Genomic DNA, 15,853 nt, shown 5'->3' with positions numbered 1-15,853 from the left:
CGATGGCCGAAATTATAAAAATGCCGAAAATGAGCGACACGATGACCGAAGGGGTTATCGCGGCCTGGCTCAAAAAAGTAGGCGATAAAGTGAAGTCGGGCGACATCCTGGCTGAAGTCGAAACCGATAAGGCCACGATGGAGCTGGAAAACTACGAGGATGGCACCCTGCTCTACATCGGCCCCAAGGAGAAAGACTCGGTGCCGGTAGATGGCGTACTGGCCATCGTGGGTAAGGAAGGCGAAGACATTTCGGTCCTGCTCAACGGCCAGGGTGGGGCTAGCGCTCCCCAGGCGGCCGCCGCGCCAGCGCCTGCTTCCCCCGCGCCCGCCCCGGCTCCTCAGGCTGCTGCACCCGCCCCGGCCCCCGCTGCCCCGGCCGCGCCCGCCAATGGCAAGAAAGCTACCGTGGTGCGCATGCCCAAGATGAGCGATACCATGACCGAAGGCACCATCGCCGCCTGGCTGAAAAAGGTAGGCGACAAGGTGAAGTCGGGCGACGTGCTGGCCGAAGTCGAGACCGACAAAGCCACGATGGAGCTGGAAAACTACGAGGATGGCACCCTGCTCTACACCGGCCCCAAGGAAGGCGAAGCAGTAGCCGTAGATGGCGTGTTAGCCATCATTGGCGAAGAAGGCGCTGATATTCAGGCCCTGCTAGGTGGCCAAAGCGGCGGTGCCCCGGCGGCTGCCGCGCCCGCCGAAACGGCCGCGCCGTCCGCATCAGCCGCTGCGGCCCCGGCCGCTGCCCCCCAGGCTGAAAGCACCGGCCGCCTGCTAGCCTCCCCGCTGGCCAAGAGCATTGCCAAAGACAAAGGCGTAGACCTGCGCCAGATTAAAGGCAGCGGCGAAAACGGCCGCATCGTGGCCCGCGACCTCGAAAATGCCCAGCCCGGCGCTAGCCCAGCTCCGGCGGCTGCCCCCGCCGCTCCCGCTTCGGCCCCCAGCGAGTACATCCAGGCAGCCCTGCCCGAGCAGCAGGCTGCTAAGCCAGCCGCTGCGCCCGCCCCGGCTGCAGCCGAAGGCACTTACACCGATACGCCGGTGTCGCAGATGCGCAAGGTGATTGCCAAGCGCCTGTCGGAGAGCCTGTTTACGGCCCCGCATTTCTATCTCACGATGGAAATCCTGATGGACAAGGCCATGGAAACCCGCGTGAAGCTCAACGAGCTGTCGCCGGTGAAGCTGTCGTTCAACGACATGGTTATCAAGGCTTCGGCCGTGGCCCTGAAGCAGCATCCCGCCATCAACTCGTCGTGGCTCGGCGACCGCATTCGCCAGAACAAGGTGGTGAACATCGGCGTGGCCGTGGCCGTGGACGAAGGCCTGTTGGTACCCGTTATCCGCAACGCCGATGGCAAAGGCATGTCGCAGATTGCCACCGAGGTGAAAGAGCTGGCCGGCAAAGCCAAGAGCAAGAAGCTGCAACCCGCCGAATGGGAGGGTAGCACCTTCACCATCTCGAACCTCGGCATGTTCGGCATCGACGAGTTTACCGCCATCATCAACCCGCCCGATGCCTGCATCCTGGCCGTGGGTGGCATCAAGCAAACCGCTGTAGTGAAGGATGGTGCCCTAGCCATCGGCAACATCATGAAGGTGACGCTAAGCTGCGACCACCGCGTGGTAGACGGCGCCACCGGTGCCGCCTTCCTGCAGACGCTCAAGGCCCTGCTGGAAGACCCGATGCGGATGCTGATTTGATAAATTGACCACCGACTGTCATCCTGAGCTTGCGAAGGACCTTATGCCAGTTGAACGAAACCTTAAGGGGCAGTTCAACGGAAACAAGGTTCTTCGCAAGCTCAGGATGACAGTTTTTTAGTAGATACCCATGACCAGAATCCGCTCCACCACCGTGCTTGGGGTGCGCCACAACGGCCAGATTGCCCTCGGGGCCGACGGCCAGGCCACCATGGACAAGCATGTGGCCAAAAACAACGTGCGCAAGGTGCGCCAGCTCAACGACGGCAAAGTCGTAACCGGCTTCGCCGGCTCTACCGCCGATGCCTTTATGCTGCTCGACCGCTTTGAGGAGAAGCTTGCCGCCTACGGCAACAACCTCAAGCGCGCTGCCATTGAGCTGGCTAAAGACTGGCGCAAAGACCAGTACCTACGCAAGCTCGAAGCCATGATGGTAGTGGCCGACAAAGACGAACTGCTGATAGTAAGCGGCACTGGCGACGTGCTGGAGCCCGACATGGACGTAGCTGCCATCGGCAGCGGCGCCATGTATGCGCAGTCGGCCGCGCTAGCCCTCAAAAAGCACGCCCCGCACCTCACCGCCCGCCAAATGGTGGAAGAATCGCTGCACATCGCGGCCGATATCTGCATTTACACCAACCACAATTTGATTATCGCCGAGCCGGCGTAATCTCCATTTTTAAGTGGTGTCATGCTGACGAAGGAAGCATCTTGTCAGGATGAACCACGTAAAGCCGTGTCTGACAAGATGCTTCCTTCGTCAGCATGACAACGAACCCATCCCATGCAAATCACCAATTTCCTCAAGCATCATTTCCGCCATTTTAACGCCGCTGCCCTCATCGACGCGGCCGATGGCTACAATAAGCACCTCGCCGATGGCGGCAAAATGATGATTACCCTGGCCGGCGCCATGAGCACCGCCGAGATGGGTATTCAGCTGGCTGAGCTTATTCGCCAGGATAAGGTGCAGATTATCAGCTGCACCGGCGCCAACCTCGAAGAAGACATCTTCAACCTCGTGGCCCACGACTTCTACGAGCGCGTGCCGCACTACCGCGACCTCACCGCCGCCGACGAGCACGAGTTGCTGAAGCGCCACATGAACCGCGTGACCGATACCTGTATCCCCGAGGAAGAGGCCATGCGTCGCATCGAGCACACCGTGCTCAAGCACTGGGAAAAGGCCGACCAAGCTGGCGAATCGTACTTCCCGCACGAATTCTTCTACCAGATTCTGAAGTCGGGCGACCTGGAGCAGTACTACCAGATTGACCCCAAAGACTCGTGGATGCTGGCCGCCGCTGAGAAAAACCTGCCCATCATCTGCCCCGGCTGGGAAGACTCGACGCTCGGCAACATCTACGCCGGCCACGTGATTTCGGGCGACATCAAGAACGTGCACACTATGAAAACCGGCATCCAGTACATGATGTACCTGGCTGACTGGTATACCAAAACCGCCACCGAGGAAAGCAAAATCGGCTTCTTCCAGATTGGTGGTGGCATTGCTGGTGACTTCCCCATCTGCGTGGTGCCCATGCTGCACCAGGACTTGCAGCGCCACGACGTGCCGCTGTGGGGCTATTTTGCCCAGATTTCGGACTCGACCACCAGTTACGGCAGCTACTCGGGTGCCGTGCCCAACGAGAAAATCACCTGGGGCAAGCTCGGCGAGAAAACCCCGAAATTCATCATCGAAAGCGATGCCACCATCGTGGCCCCGCTGATTTTTGCTATCGTGCTCGGCCAATAGGCAGCTTCCACCAGGCACTAAAAAGCCCGCCCCTGTTAAGTCGGGGACGGGCTTTTTACTATAAAACCCCACGGCGAGGGGCTAGTCAAGATTAATTATTGGGGCAGCCCGCGCTAGCCCGGTCGGCTTGCGAAAGGTGGGAGGCACGGCGAAGCTGGCGGTCAGCGGCGGTCCGGGCGTCGGGCTCGGGCGGGCTGCTACGCTCGTTGTGAGTGGCGGGCCGAAAATCATCGTCATGATAATTTTCGTGGTAATCGAGCGAGTCGCTCAGGGCGAGGCGGCCAAACAGGTAGAGCATAGCAACGGGTGTTAAGGAAAAGGATAACTACCCGTAAAGACGTACTCCGGCGGAATATATTGTAGCGGCCGCGGCTTATTAATGTCGATTTAATACCTGGCTTAGTGCGTGAGAGGGGGCTAGCGGCTCAGCTTTTCGTCGGTGAAGTGCGCCCGGTGCGGTGGCTGCGCAAATTTTTCCGCGTTGTAAGCGGCCGAATTACCGCGCGGAATGGAGAGCGACTGCCACGCCTCACCCGCCGCCAGCCGGGCTATAAATACCAGTTGCCCCACGTGGTAGGGGTAGTGCGCCAGCTGCCGGTTGATAGCCTCCGTCACGCTGTGGCCCTGGTTGCGGATGTAGATAGTGCGGGCCAGGTCGGCCTCCGTCAGCCCATCGAGCGCTCCAAACAGGCACTGCCAGCCCGCTTCCCAGCGGGCCAGCACTTCGGCCCGGCTAGCCTGGTCCTCGTCAAACTCGGCTTCGCGCTCGCGCCAGGGCTTTTCGCCGTCGGTGGTCAGAAAATCGGTCCAGCGCGATAGCATATTGCCGGCCATGTGCTTCACAATGGTGGCCAGGCTGTTGCTCTCGGCCGAAGGCTGCCAGTGCAGCTGCTCATCGGTGACCTGGCTCATAGCCTGCTCGCCGAGCAATTTATAATAGGCAAACTGCTTGCGGGCGCTGGAAAGAAAATCAGTAAGCATGGCAGTAAGAGGGAGGAAAGGTGAGGCGTGGTAGCAGAGGCCTAAAAGTAAAACGCGTGCGGCATCGTCTGGCTTAGTGCGTAGCCCTTTAAAGACTATTCTGTGCTCCGCCTGTTACGTCCCCATGGCTTCGACTTCCATTCCTAAGAAAATTCTGGCTCGCCAGCATGAGATAACGGCCGACTACCGGCGCCTGGTGGCTGGCCACGTGGCCGACATCGTGGCCGGCCGCGCCACTGAGATGCTTGAAATCCGCGATTTTGCCAGCCAGCTCTGCATTCATCCTACGCACCTCAGCAACACCATTAAGCTGACCACGGGGCAGCCGCCGTGCTTCTTTTTCGAGGCCGAGATTCTGGCCGTGGCCCAGGCGCTGCTGCGCAACAGTACCCGCCCGGTAGCCGACATTGCCACCAGCCTCACCTACGACCCGTCGAACTTTACGAAGTTCTTTAAGCGCTTTACCGGACTCACGCCCAAGCAGTACCGCGAGCAGGAGTGGGCTGCGCAGCGGGTCGAAAAGTCGGAACTAGTCACCATTTAAACTGGGCTACTCACCAGAAAGGGGCTAGCCACGAGCCGGACCTTTGCCTTGTTCATTCACCTTACTTCTAACCCCCGATGAGCACCCCTAAAATCGCCCTCGTAACCGGCGGCAGCCGCGGCCTCGGCAAAGACATGGCCCTTAACCTCGCCAAAAAGGGCCTCGACGTTATCCTGACCTACCACACCCAGCAGGCGGCGGCCGACGCCGTGGTGGCCGAAATCGCAGCGCTAGGCCAGCGGGCTGTAGCGCTGCAGCTCGATGCCTCGCAGGTCAGCACGTTCGGCGCTTTCTTCGAGCAGTTGGGCACTACCCTGCGCACCACGTTTGGCGTTGAGCGGTTCGATTTTCTTATCAACAACGCGGGCACGGGCTACTATGCGCCCTTTGCCGAAACCGCTGAGCAGCAATTCGATGAGCTGGTGAATATTCACCTGAAAGGCCCGTTCTTCCTGACGCAGCAGGCCTTGCCGTTGCTCAACGACGGGGGCGGCATCATCAATATCTCGTCGGGCCTCACGCGCATCACCTTCCCCGGCTCCTCGGCCTACGCCAGCCTGAAAACGGCGGTTGAGACGCTCACCAAGTACCAAGCCAAGGAACTGGCCAGCCGCCGCATCCGGGCCAATATTGTGGCTCCCGGCGCCATCGAAACTGACTTCGGCGGTGGCCGCACCCGCGATAACAAGGAGATAAACGCCCACATCGCCGGCCTCACCGCTATGGGCCGCGTGGGCCTGCCCACCGACGTGGGCCCGGTCGTCGCCTTCCTCTGCACGCCAGAAGCTAATTGGATTGACGCGCAGCGTATTGAAGTGAGCGGGGGGCAGGGTATCTAAACCACGGATTCGGCCGGATTTTTCGGATTATTGCTCTTTGCTAGCCCTTCTTTTAAAGGAAATAAAAAGGCCGCCCATTTAGGCGGCCTTTTTTACGTCCACGAAATCGGAGTAATCCGAAAGATTCGTCCGAATCCGTGGTCTAAAAGCGAAATAGCGGGCGGGCGGGGTTCCAGATGCCCCACGGAATCATGAGCAGTACTAATACCAGCGCGATAGCGAAATAAGTAAACGCCTTCTTGTGCTTCATGGTATCGCTAGGGGCGCGCTTGAGCGCAATGCGGCCCACCTGGGCCAGAATAGCGGCCAGTACCATCACGGCAATGTGTTCCATGCCGAAGAAGCGGGCGGTGGGGTCTTTCATGGCGCCGGGCTGCTTCATGGCATTCAGGCCCCAGGGGCTCAGGCCGAAATACAGCCCTAGCCCGATGATGACCTGCAGCCACATAAAGCCGGAGAAAGCGGCCGAGATGCCGTTGTCGCCTTTGGTGAACGGGCGGCGGCCGGTCCAGCCCAGGTAGGCGCGCAGCACGGCCAGCAGGCCCGCGCCCAGCACAAACCAGCGCAGCCAGGAGTGAAGAAGTAGGAGGGTTTGGTACATACAGAAAGCGAATGCGCCGGGCTGGCCGGCCAGTGAAAAACTGCCGCGAAGCTACGGGCACGGCCGCGTTTCACTCAAACTCGCCGGGCGCGGGCACCGGGGCCGGCGCGCCACCCCTAGCCGCCGCCAGGCGCTGCTTGTGCCGAATAGCCACCGCAATGGCCAAAAAAACGGATACAAATGGCAGCGCCAGCCCAATAAGCAGCCAGCGCAAAAAACGCTGCCCGTGCGAGTAGGCAATGTAGCCAGTGAGCAAGGCTAGCGGCACATTGAGCGCGTAAAGAAGCAGGTAGGGAAGAATACGATATAACATAATAGGGACGGGGCTTGCCCCCGCCTGGTGCTAGGGGAAAGAAATGAGCGACGAGGCGGCGCGCTTGGATAGAGGCACAAACGGGCGCGGATGATGGGCGGGGCTGGCCCCGTACCCTACCGCGCCTTGCCGCGCTTCACCAGGTAGGCGTGCAGCACTTTGTCAAACGGCTCGCGCACGTCGACGGGCACAAAATCAATTTTCAGTTGGCCGCAGCGTAGCGCCAGTTCTTCTTCAAACTGCTGCATAGCGGCCCGGTACTGCGCCCGCACCTGCGCTGGCTGCAGCCTGATTTCCTGGCCCGTTTCGACATCCTCGAAGATGTAGGGTCGGTCCTGAAAGTCAAAGTTCGACTCGGTGGCCCGGTCGAGCACGTGAAACAGCAGCACCTCGTGGTGCTGGTGGCGCAGGTGCTGCAAGGCGGCCAGCGCGGCCTCCTGCTCCTGGGCCCCGCGCCCCAGCATGTCGCTGAAGACAATGACGAGCGAGCGCTTGGGAATCTGCTGCGCGATGGTGTGCAGCACGCCTGCCACGTCGGTATGGGCGGTAGCAGTGCGAGAGGCGGCGGCCGGCGCGGGCCGCTCCAGCAGCTGCTGCAGGGCTAGCAGCAGCGTGTGGCGGTGGCTGCTGGTCGAGCGCACGGGCGTTTGCAGCTCCACGGTTTCGGCAAACGTTACCAGGCCCACGGCGTCGCGCTGGCGCTGCAAAAGTGTGGTGAGCGCGGCGGCGGCCAGCACCGCAAATTTGAGCTTGTCGTGGCCCGGCTCAGGGTAATACATGCTCGGGCTCACGTCGAGCAGCAGATGGGCGCGCAGGTTGGTTTCCTCCTCGTAGCGCTTCACAAAGAGCTTGTCGGTGCGGGCAAATACTTTCCAGTCGACGTGGCGGGTACTATCGCCGGGATTGTAGAGGCGGTGCTCGCTAAACTCGACCGAAAAGCCGTGGTAAGGCGACTGGTGCAGCCCCGTAATAAAGCCATCGACCAATTGCCGGGCTAGCAGCTCCAAATTTTCAAACGAGCGAATGGCGGCAAGGTCGAGAGCGGCGGTGGGCATGATATTTAAGCTAACGAAATAGGGTAGAAGGACTACAGGATTAGCAATCAGAATACTACTGTAATCTAGGGCGGCGTTTATAGGCAGTGCGTAGCTAGCCCTGCCTTGAGTGCGTGCTGAAATAATCTTACGTGCTGATAAACAAGCAAGCCACCAGGTGAGTTTCGTGGGTAGCAACGGCTTATTTAGGTAAGCACTTCCAGCTTTATCTTTGCCTAAGCTGCCACAAGTTTAGTGCGCTACTAAGTAAAAACCCACCTATTTTCCCTCTCCCTCAGCCTGTGGAAGACCGTTATTCGAAGGACCAGGAAGAAATCTATTCGCACCGCATGAAGGCGGGCAAGCGTACGTATTTCTTCGACGTAAAAGCCACTCGCGGGCAGGATTATTACCTCACCATTACGGAAAGCAAGCGCCGCCCCGGCGCCGACCCCGATGGCCCGGCCAGCTACGAGAAACATAAGATTTTTCTCTACAAGGAAGACTTCAATAAGTTTATCGACGCCCTGCACGATGCTGTGGACTTTGTGCGCGACGAGCTGCTAACCGAGGAAGAAGTGGCCGAGCTCGACCGCCCGCGCCCCGCCTACGACGGCGAGCCGCGCCCCGGTGGCTACCCGGCCGATGGCCAGCAGCCCGACGGGCAGGCCAGCCGCCCGGCTTCTGACCTGGGCGAGAGCACCTACTAACCACACGCACTGAACTAGAGGGGAAGAAAAGTAGTAGCGCGCCGCTGTTCTGGGTAAGAGCAGCGGCGCTTCGCGTTGGTACCCTAGCGCCGCCCGGCGCCGTACCTTTGTAGCTGAATTATGCGAACTCATAATTCATCACTCATAATTCAACACTCAAGATAATGGGCCTCCGCTGCGGTATTGTCGGCCTGCCGAACGTCGGCAAATCCACGCTTTTCAACGCGTTATCCAACGCCAAGGCCGAATCGGCCAACTATCCTTTCTGCACCATCGAGCCCAACGTGGGCGTGATTACCGTGCCCGACGAGCGCCTCCAGATTCTGGAAGCGTTGGTGAACCCCAAGCGCGTGCTGCCTACCATTATCGAGTTTGTCGACATTGCCGGCCTCGTGAAGGGGGCTAGCAAGGGCGAGGGCCTCGGCAATAAATTTCTGGCCAACATCCGCGAGGTCGATGCCATCATTCACGTGGTGCGCTGCTTCGACGACCCCAACATCGTGCACGTAGCCGGCGGCGTTGACCCCGTGTTTGACAAAGACGTGATTGACACCGAGCTGCAGCTCAAAGACCTCGAAAGCGTCGATAAAAAGCTGGTGAAGAGCGAGCGCAGCGCCAAAGCCGGCGATGCCGTAGCTAAGAAAGAAGTGGCTAGCCTTCAAAAATTCAAGGCTGCCCTCGAAGCCGGCCAGAACGCCCGCGCCGTGCAGGCCAGCGACGACGACCTCGCCGCGGTGGCCGATTTGCAGCTGCTCACCATCAAGCCCGTTATCTACGTGGCTAATGTGGACGAGGCCAGCATTGCTACCAACGGCAACAAGCACGTGGAGGCCTTGCGCCAGCACGTAGCCGCCGAAGGCGCGCAGGTAGTCCTCGTATCGGCCGCCATCGAGGCCCAGATTGCCGAGATGGAAGACCCCGAGGAAAAGGCAATGTTCTTGGGCGAGTACGGCCTCACCGAGTCGGGTCTGAACAAGCTCATCCGCGCCAGCTACGAGCTCTTGAATCTCATCACCTACTTCACGGCCGGCGTGCAGGAAGTACGTGCCTGGACCGTGCACCGCGGCGACAAAGCACCCGCCGCCGCCGGCGTCATCCACTCTGATTTTGAGAAGGGTTTCATTCGCGCCGAGGTTATCAAGCTGGCCGATTACCAGGAATACAAAACCGAGGTAAAAATCAAGGAAGCCGGCAAAATGGCCGTCGAAGGCAAAGACTACGTGGTGCAGGATGGCGACATCATGCACTTCCGCTTTAACGTGTAGCGCCTGGTGTGGCTAGCAGTATCTTGGAAGCCCCAGCCAGTAACGGCTGGGGCTTTTTACGTTAACGATTCGTTGAAAATGCAAGCGGAAAAATACCCTGTTTGGCTAGCTAGCAAAGTGTTGACCACTTCTTTTGATTGGAAAAAAGCCACTAAAGCTTCAATGTGCGACCTATTGGCGGTAATAACGCTGCATGATTCCTATTGGTATAATACCTATTTTGAGGACGCTAACTCGTGGATTTTGGTAATTAAGCTAGATGCTTTTTGGAATAAAGTATTTTGTCATAATCTAGAAGATTGGCCTTTTTTGATTATTAAGTTGCAGAACGTTTTCTGCTCATTTCAGGAATTCAGCGAAAATGACAATGATTACCGAGTAATAGGTAGTGCCGAATCTATATTAATAAACAACGCAAGATTGAAAGAGTGGCTGAGTTTTGGTCAGGTTTCTGGATTACTCTTGCCTGACGCTTCTGCAAAGGCAATTGAAGCGAAAAGTGTATATCGCACCGAAATCTCTACTGTCTATGGCGGCTCGCTATCGCTAGTTCACGCGCCGTCTATAGAGATTTTGCTTTACTCGGAACAAGGCAGCCAATTGGCAATTAATTTGTCGGGCAAGTAGTAATAAATGGAGCTATACCCTAGCGGCGGGGCTAGCCAGATTTGCCAGCCATTGTCTTCCAAAACCCCGCGGCCTCAGCGTATCTTTGCCCCCTGCCAAAACCTAGCTTAAACCCACCAATTTTATGAAGTTCATTGTTTCGTCCTCGGCCCTGCTCAAGCAGCTCCAGAGCATCAACGGCGTGGTCACGAACAACCCCGTGGTGCCCATCCTCGAGAACTTCCTGTTTGAGATTGAGCCCGGCAAGCTCACCATCACCGCCTCCGACCTGGAGACGAGCATGATAACCGAGCTGCCCATCGAAGCCCGCGAATCGGGCCGCATTGCCGCGCCGGCCCGCATCCTGCTCGACACGCTCAAAAACCTGCCCGACCAGCCCGTGACCTTCACCCTGGACGAGGAAACCTACACCATCGAAATCAGCTCGGCCAACGGCCGCTACAAGCTGGCTGGCGAAAACGCGGCCGACTTCCCCCGCGTGCCGGTGGTGAAGGGCTCGGCTCCGGTCGAGATTCCGTCGTCGTCGCTGGCTAGGGCCATCAACAAGACCATTTTCGCGGTAAGCACCGACGAGCTGCGCCCCGCCATGACCGGCATCCTGGTGCAGCTGGGCGAGGCCCAGGTAACCTTCGTGGCTACCGATGGCCACCGCCTGCTGCGCTACCGCCGCCAGGACGTAGGCGCCGGCCAAACTGCCAACCTCATCATCCCGCGCAAGGCGTTCAACCTGCTGAAAAGCTCGCTGCCCTCGGAGGCCGCGCCGGTACGTGTCGAGTTCAACCAGAGCAACGCCTTCTTCTCGTTCAACCAGATGCGCCTGGTGTGCCGCCTCATCGACGAGCGCTATCCCGACTACGAGAACGTTATCCCGGTCAGCAACCCCAATAAGCTGACTATTAACCGAGCCGAGCTGCTGAACTCGGTGCGCCGCATCAGCATCTACTCCAACAAGACTACGCACCAGGTGCGCCTGCGCCTCACGGGCTCGGAACTGGTAATTTCGGCCGAAGACCTCGACTTCTCGAACGAAGCCAAGGAAACGCTAGCCTGCCAGTACGACGGCGAGGACATGGAAATCGGCTTCAACGCCCGCTTCCTGCTCGAAATGCTGAGCAACATCGACTCGGAAGAAATCACGCTGGAGCTGAGCACGCCCAACCGCGCCGGCCTGCTGATGCCCGCCCAGGCCGATGAAAACGAAAGCATCCTGATGCTGGTAATGCCAGTGATGCTCAATAACTACGTGTAAGCATCTGATAATCAGATAAAATCGTCTGTCATTGCGAGCTTGCGAAGCAATCTTTCCTTACGCTAGGGGTACTAACCTAACGAAGCGAACGATGAGGAAAGATTGCTTCGCAAGCTCGCAATGACAGACGATTGTTGTAATAAAAGACCCTCCGATGAAAAAATCAGAAATCCGTTTCAGCATTGCCCTCGACGACCAGAAGGTGCCCGAGGCCATCAGCTGGCAGGCCACCGATGCGGGGCCCGATATTCAGTTTGCCAAGGCTATCAACGTAGCCATCTGGGACCGCAACGCTGATGCGACGATGAAAATCGACCTCTGGACCAAGGACATGCCCACCGATGCCATGAAGTATTTCGTGGTCGATAATATCGGCTCAATGGCCGAAACCATTCAGACCGCCACCGGCGACAAAAAAATGGCCGAGATGATGCGCAAGCTCTGCAAAGAACTCAGCGACTACATCGACGAGCAGGGCGCCACCAACCAGTAAAACGATTTCTGCTTTTGCTATAAAAGCCTTTCTACTTTTTGTAGAAAGGCTTTTTCTTTTCTCAGATTTGCGCAGCCAGAGCGGGGCTAGCAACGCCTTTAGAACTGACTGCCTTCAACCTTAACTTCGGTTTCTACTTCTGAGCCTAGGTGGCTCATCTTCGCTCGAATGCACAAGTATTTACTCTTACTTGCCGGCCTGGCCAGCGCGCCGGTGCTAGCCCAGCAAGCGCCCAAAAAGCCCATCGACCACTCGGTATACGACCAGTGGCAAAGCATTGCGCGGCAGCGCATTAGCGACAATGGCAAGTATGTGTTGTACCAGGTGCGGCCGCAGCAAGGCGACGCCGTGCTGTACCTGAAAACGGCAGATAACAAGCTCCTGCGCCAGGTCAGCCGCGGCGACTCGGCGCTGTTTACGGCCGATTCGAAGTATGCGGTGTTTGCCATTAAGCCGCGCTTTCAGGACGTGCGGCAAGCCCGCATAAAGAAGAAAAAGCCCGAGCAGATGCCGAAGGATTCGCTCGGCGTGTATGCCCTGGCCACGGGCAAGCTCACGAAGTACGCCGATGTCAAGTCGTTTCAGGTGGCCGAGCGGGCGCCGGTTCTGGCCTTTTTAGGCGTGAAGCCGGCGGTGAAAGACTCGTTGAAAAAGGCGCCCGTCGATACCATCAAAAAAATCACTGACCGCCTACTTGAAGTCAAAAAGGAAGGCGCCCTGCTGACCGTGCTGAGCCTGGCCACCGGCCAGCCCCGCACCTTCGAGGCCGTGACCGACTACCAGCTCAGCAAGGCGGGCAACAAGGTGGCGTTTGCGGTGGCCGCGCCGAAAGGCAGCAAGACCCTAAAGTCAGGGTTGTTTGTGTATGACCTGGCTAGCGGTGAGTTGCGCCAGTTGAGCCGGGGCAAGGGCGTGTATAAGAACCTGGCCTTTGACGACGCAGGCAAGCAGCTGGCCTTCACCGCCGAAAAGCACCCTGAGAAGGCCCTAATAAAGCCGTTCAGCCTGTACTATTCCGACTTTGGGCGTGATAGCGCCCGCGTGCTGCTGGCTCCTGGCGCTAGTGTGCTCAAGCCGGGCTGGTCGCCGAGCGGGTTTGGCAAGCTCACGTTTAGCGACAATGGCGAGAAGCTGTTTTTGGGCACCGCGCCCGACCCCATTCCGCAGGATACGACCTTGGTCGATTTTGAACATGCCAAGCTCGACATCTGGAATTACAAAGACGACTACCTGCAGCCCATGCAGCTGAAGACGCTGAAGAAGGATTTGCAGCGCAATTACCTGGCCGTCATTTACCCCAAGCAGGGCAATAAGTTCTTCCAACTCGAAGACGAATACCTGCGCGACTCGTACCTGGCCGAGAATAACAACGCCGAGTACGTGCTGGCCGTGACCGATACCGCCAAGCGCATTTCGATGCAGTGGGAGGGCAACACCCGTAAGCAGGCTTACCTGGTATCGACGCTGACGGGGAAGCGGCTGGCCATCAACCCACAGGCGCTGAAAAGTAGATTCCAGATTTCGCCCAATGGCGGCTACGCCGTGTGGTACGACGACGCGGCCAAGGCGTGGTTTGCCTACTCGGTAGCTAGCCATCAAACTGTTAACCTGACGCAGAAAACAGGCGTGTCCTTTGCCGATGAGGAAAACGACTCGCCTACCGACCCGGAGCCCTACGGCGTGGCCGCCTGGACCAAGAACGACGAGGCCGTGCTGCTTTACGACCGGTACGATATCTGGAAAATCAACCCCAAAACGGGGCTAGCCACCAACTTTACCAACGGTCTGGGCCGCCAGCAAAAGCTGCGCTTCCGCTACCACCTGCCGGTGGAAAAGCAGAAGTTTATTGAGCCCGGCGAAGAGGTGTTGCTGCTGACCCAGAACGACGTAGATAAAACCTGGGGCTACTACCGCAAGCCCGTTGCCAGCACTAAGGTGCCGGTGCGGCTAGCCATGGCGCCGATGACCTACTCGAACGTGGAGCAGGCCAAGCACGCGCGCCGCTACCTCTACACGAAGTCGAGCGTGAGCCAGTCGGCCGACCTGTACGTGAGCACCGATTTGCTGCACGAAACCCGGCTCAGCGCCATTAACCCGCAGCAGAAGGACTACAACTGGCTCACGGCCGAACTGGTGCACTGGACCACGCCCAAGGGCCACGTCGCTACCGGTGTGCTCTACAAGCCCGAGAATTTCGACCCTAGCAAGAAGTACCCGATGGTGGCGTATTTCTACGAAAAGCTGTCGGACGGCATTTACCGCTACCAGGCGCCGGCGCCCACGCCTTCGCGGCTGGATATCACCACGTTTGCCAGCAATGGTTATCTCGTCTTCACGCCCGACATAAGCTACACGGTGGGCGAGCCCGGCCCTTCGGCCGTGGAATACGTGAACTCGGGCGTGGAAGAATTGAAGAAAAATGCCTGGGTCGATGGCGCGCACATTGGTATCCAAGGCCAAAGCTGGGGCGGCTACCAGGTAGCCTACCTCATCACCCAAACCAACATGTACGCTGCCGCCTGGGCGGGCGCGCCGGTCGTGAACATGACCTCGGCCTACGGCGGCATTCGCTGGGAATCGGGCCAGAGCCGGCAGTTTCAGTACGAGCGCACCCAGAGCCGCATCGGCGGCACGCTGTGGGAGAAGCCGGAGCTGTATATCCGCAACTCGCCGTTGTTCTCGCTGCCCAAGGTGCAGACGCCGGTGGTTATCATGTCGAACGACGCCGACGGCGCCGTGCCGTGGTATCAGGGCATTGAGATGTTTACCGACCTGCGTCGCCTGGGCAAGCCGGTGTGGCTGCTGCAATACAACGGCGAAGCCCACAACCTCGTGAAGCGCGAAAACCGCAAGGATATCTCCATCCGCGAGCTGCAGTTTTTCGACCATTACCTGAAGGGCGCGCCCGCCCCCGTGTGGCTCGACAAAGGTGTGCCAGCCGTTGAAAAAGGCCGCAACTGGGGCCTGGAGGTGTCGAGTAAGTAGCTGCTGTAGAGACGCATCCTTGCGTCTCCTCACTCGCGCCGCTAGGGTGGTTACCGTTCAACGAGGAGACGCAAGGATGCGTCTCTACACCATTCAAGAAAAGAGCCGCCTCCTGTAGCCTCGTAGGCTGAAGGAAGCGGCTCTTTTTTTAAAAGAAATGCCAGCGGCTAGGGCCCTTATTGGCGCAGCGTGCGGCCGAAGGGCTCGCCGGCGCGGCGCGTTTCCTTAGCTTTGGTGGGCACGATGGTGGCGTTGTTGGCGCGCACGGGGGCGGGGTTTTGCACCGAGTTTACCAGGATGGAGGCCGAGGCGTTGTGGGCATAGTCGCGGTCGGCCTGGGCGTAGCGCTTGCGGGCGTCGAAGTAGTCAGTATACTGGTCGGTCGAGAGCACGGCTTGCAGCTCGGCGTCGCGCTCGTGCGAGATGGCCTTCGCCTGCTTATCGAGCTGCTCGGGGTTCTTAGCATACTGGCGTTCAGCGGCTTCAAGCTTACCTATCTTGTCGGTGTTGATGGCGCGCAGCCGGGCCGACTGGTAGCCGTTGAGGCGCAGGTCGCGGGTCATCTGGTCGCTCAGGTGCTCGGCGCGGTCGCTCACGGCGGGGTTGAGTCGCGGGCTAGGCTGCGTTTTATCCTGCGGAATGGGGGCCGACGGGCCTTGGTCGGGAGCCACTTGCTGGGCACGTGCCGTAAACGTAGCGGCCAGCAGCAGCAGCGCAAAAGCGGATTTCATAGACGGGCAAAACGTGAGGTAG

The 15,853-nt window shown here is 58.8% G+C and carries 17 protein-coding genes; 11 read left to right on the top strand and 6 right to left on the bottom strand.

Annotation, left to right across the window (positions count from 1 at the left end):
• Positions 1-2 precede the first annotated feature (2 nt).
• The 3 genes from J4D99_RS07575 to J4D99_RS07565 all read left to right on the top strand — a co-directional run bounded on the left by J4D99_RS07575 (position 3) and on the right by J4D99_RS07565 (position 3,459).
• Positions 3-1,703, top strand: coding sequence for a pyruvate dehydrogenase complex dihydrolipoamide acetyltransferase (locus tag J4D99_RS07575; RefSeq protein ID WP_208131099.1), 1,701 nt, complete (start codon positions 3-5; stop codon positions 1,701-1,703).
• A 130-nt stretch (positions 1,704-1,833) separates the two neighbouring features.
• Positions 1,834-2,373: an ATP-dependent protease subunit HslV gene (hslV, locus tag J4D99_RS07570; protein ID WP_208131098.1), complete on the top strand. Its 540-nt coding sequence runs from the start codon at positions 1,834-1,836 to the stop codon at positions 2,371-2,373.
• 114 nt (positions 2,374-2,487) lie between these two features.
• A complete protein-coding gene (locus J4D99_RS07565) occupies positions 2,488-3,459 on the top strand; it encodes a deoxyhypusine synthase family protein (protein WP_144844969.1) in 972 nt (323 codons plus the stop codon).
• Positions 3,460-3,550: 91 nt separating this feature from the next.
• Here the strand turns inward: J4D99_RS07565 and J4D99_RS07560 are convergent, their stop codons facing one another.
• Together J4D99_RS07560 and J4D99_RS07555 are read right to left on the bottom strand one after the other, a co-directional pair.
• A complete protein-coding gene (locus tag J4D99_RS07560; protein WP_208131097.1) occupies positions 3,551-3,757 on the bottom strand; it encodes a hypothetical protein in 207 nt (68 codons plus the stop codon).
• Positions 3,758-3,876: 119 nt separating this feature from the next.
• Positions 3,877-4,440 (bottom strand): DUF1572 family protein, encoded by a 564-nt coding sequence (locus J4D99_RS07555; protein WP_208131096.1) that lies wholly within the window; start codon positions 4,438-4,440, stop codon positions 3,877-3,879.
• A gap of 124 nt (positions 4,441-4,564) precedes the next feature.
• Between J4D99_RS07555 and J4D99_RS07550 the strand changes: the two genes are divergently transcribed.
• Both J4D99_RS07550 and J4D99_RS07545 read left to right on the top strand, forming a co-directional pair.
• The gene (locus J4D99_RS07550) at positions 4,565-4,984 is read left to right on the top strand and encodes a helix-turn-helix domain-containing protein (protein ID WP_208131095.1); all 420 of its coding nucleotides are present in this window, start codon (positions 4,565-4,567) and stop codon (positions 4,982-4,984) included.
• A 77-nt stretch (positions 4,985-5,061) separates the two neighbouring features.
• Complete coding sequence (locus J4D99_RS07545; RefSeq protein WP_208131094.1) at positions 5,062-5,823, top strand: SDR family oxidoreductase; 762 nt, start codon at positions 5,062-5,064, stop codon at positions 5,821-5,823.
• 142 nt (positions 5,824-5,965) lie between these two features.
• Here the strand turns inward: J4D99_RS07545 and J4D99_RS07540 are convergent, their stop codons facing one another.
• The 3 genes from J4D99_RS07540 to J4D99_RS07530 all read right to left on the bottom strand — a co-directional run bounded on the left by J4D99_RS07540 (position 5,966) and on the right by J4D99_RS07530 (position 7,792).
• Positions 5,966-6,424, bottom strand: a complete 459-nt coding sequence (locus J4D99_RS07540) for a hypothetical protein (protein ID WP_208131093.1) — start codon at positions 6,422-6,424, stop codon at positions 5,966-5,968.
• Positions 6,425-6,494: 70 nt separating this feature from the next.
• The gene (locus J4D99_RS07535; RefSeq protein ID WP_208131092.1) at positions 6,495-6,737 is read right to left on the bottom strand and encodes a hypothetical protein; all 243 of its coding nucleotides are present in this window, start codon (positions 6,735-6,737) and stop codon (positions 6,495-6,497) included.
• Between the two features lie 116 nt (positions 6,738-6,853).
• Positions 6,854-7,792: a DUF58 domain-containing protein gene (locus J4D99_RS07530; RefSeq protein WP_208131091.1), complete on the bottom strand. Its 939-nt coding sequence runs from the start codon at positions 7,790-7,792 to the stop codon at positions 6,854-6,856.
• 281 nt (positions 7,793-8,073) lie between these two features.
• On the opposite strand from J4D99_RS07530, the gene J4D99_RS07525 reads away from it, so the two are divergent.
• From J4D99_RS07525 to J4D99_RS07500, 6 genes are all read left to right on the top strand, one after another.
• Positions 8,074-8,481 carry a DUF3276 family protein gene (locus J4D99_RS07525; RefSeq protein WP_208131090.1) on the top strand — a complete coding sequence of 136 codons (408 nt, stop codon included), beginning with the start codon at positions 8,074-8,076 and terminating at the stop codon, positions 8,479-8,481.
• A gap of 164 nt (positions 8,482-8,645) precedes the next feature.
• The gene (gene ychF, locus J4D99_RS07520; protein WP_208131089.1) at positions 8,646-9,746 is read left to right on the top strand and encodes a redox-regulated ATPase YchF; all 1,101 of its coding nucleotides are present in this window, start codon (positions 8,646-8,648) and stop codon (positions 9,744-9,746) included.
• A gap of 78 nt (positions 9,747-9,824) precedes the next feature.
• Positions 9,825-10,373: a hypothetical protein gene (locus J4D99_RS07515; RefSeq protein ID WP_208131088.1), complete on the top strand. Its 549-nt coding sequence runs from the start codon at positions 9,825-9,827 to the stop codon at positions 10,371-10,373.
• A 124-nt stretch (positions 10,374-10,497) separates the two neighbouring features.
• Positions 10,498-11,622: a DNA polymerase III subunit beta gene (dnaN, locus tag J4D99_RS07510; RefSeq protein ID WP_208131087.1), complete on the top strand. Its 1,125-nt coding sequence runs from the start codon at positions 10,498-10,500 to the stop codon at positions 11,620-11,622.
• Positions 11,623-11,776: 154 nt separating this feature from the next.
• Positions 11,777-12,115: a gliding motility protein GldC gene (gldC, locus tag J4D99_RS07505; protein WP_208131086.1), complete on the top strand. Its 339-nt coding sequence runs from the start codon at positions 11,777-11,779 to the stop codon at positions 12,113-12,115.
• A gap of 168 nt (positions 12,116-12,283) precedes the next feature.
• A complete protein-coding gene (locus J4D99_RS07500; RefSeq protein ID WP_208131085.1) occupies positions 12,284-15,100 on the top strand; it encodes a S9 family peptidase in 2,817 nt (938 codons plus the stop codon).
• A 176-nt stretch (positions 15,101-15,276) separates the two neighbouring features.
• Here J4D99_RS07500 and J4D99_RS07495 read toward each other — a convergent pair whose 3' ends face one another.
• Positions 15,277-15,831, bottom strand: coding sequence for a DUF4890 domain-containing protein (locus J4D99_RS07495; RefSeq protein ID WP_208131084.1), 555 nt, complete (start codon positions 15,829-15,831; stop codon positions 15,277-15,279).
• Positions 15,832-15,853 lie beyond the last annotated feature (22 nt).

It is taken from the genome of Hymenobacter sp. BT559 (assembly GCF_017571525.1).
GTDB lineage: Bacteria > Bacteroidota > Bacteroidia > Cytophagales > Hymenobacteraceae > Hymenobacter > Hymenobacter ginsengisoli.
Note: the sequence above shows the minus strand (reverse complement) of the source record. Positions and strands in the feature narration are given on the sequence as shown.

Bases quoted from the DNA above. Each gene is read 5' to 3' on its own strand.
- J4D99_RS07515 (WP_208131088.1), top strand. From the start codon at position 9,825: ATGCAAGCGGAAAAATACCCTGTTTGGCTAGCTAGCAAAGTGTTGACC.
- J4D99_RS07560 (WP_208131097.1), bottom strand. From the start codon at position 3,757: ATGCTCTACCTGTTTGGCCGCCTCGCCCTGAGCGACTCGCTCGATTAC.
- J4D99_RS07540 (WP_208131093.1), bottom strand. From the start codon at position 6,424: ATGTACCAAACCCTCCTACTTCTTCACTCCTGGCTGCGCTGGTTTGTG.
- gldC (WP_208131086.1), top strand. From the start codon at position 11,777: ATGAAAAAATCAGAAATCCGTTTCAGCATTGCCCTCGACGACCAGAAG.
- J4D99_RS07575 (WP_208131099.1), top strand. From the start codon at position 3: ATGGCCGAAATTATAAAAATGCCGAAAATGAGCGACACGATGACCGAA.
- J4D99_RS07565 (WP_144844969.1), top strand. From the start codon at position 2,488: ATGCAAATCACCAATTTCCTCAAGCATCATTTCCGCCATTTTAACGCC.
- J4D99_RS07545 (WP_208131094.1), top strand. From the start codon at position 5,062: ATGAGCACCCCTAAAATCGCCCTCGTAACCGGCGGCAGCCGCGGCCTC.
- J4D99_RS07555 (WP_208131096.1), bottom strand. From the start codon at position 4,440: ATGCTTACTGATTTTCTTTCCAGCGCCCGCAAGCAGTTTGCCTATTAT.
- hslV (WP_208131098.1), top strand. From the start codon at position 1,834: ATGACCAGAATCCGCTCCACCACCGTGCTTGGGGTGCGCCACAACGGC.
- J4D99_RS07530 (WP_208131091.1), bottom strand. From the start codon at position 7,792: ATGCCCACCGCCGCTCTCGACCTTGCCGCCATTCGCTCGTTTGAAAAT.
- ychF (WP_208131089.1), top strand. From the start codon at position 8,646: ATGGGCCTCCGCTGCGGTATTGTCGGCCTGCCGAACGTCGGCAAATCC.
- dnaN (WP_208131087.1), top strand. From the start codon at position 10,498: ATGAAGTTCATTGTTTCGTCCTCGGCCCTGCTCAAGCAGCTCCAGAGC.
- J4D99_RS07500 (WP_208131085.1), top strand. From the start codon at position 12,284: ATGCACAAGTATTTACTCTTACTTGCCGGCCTGGCCAGCGCGCCGGTG.
- J4D99_RS07495 (WP_208131084.1), bottom strand. From the start codon at position 15,831: ATGAAATCCGCTTTTGCGCTGCTGCTGCTGGCCGCTACGTTTACGGCA.
- J4D99_RS07550 (WP_208131095.1), top strand. From the start codon at position 4,565: ATGGCTTCGACTTCCATTCCTAAGAAAATTCTGGCTCGCCAGCATGAG.
- J4D99_RS07535 (WP_208131092.1), bottom strand. From the start codon at position 6,737: ATGTTATATCGTATTCTTCCCTACCTGCTTCTTTACGCGCTCAATGTG.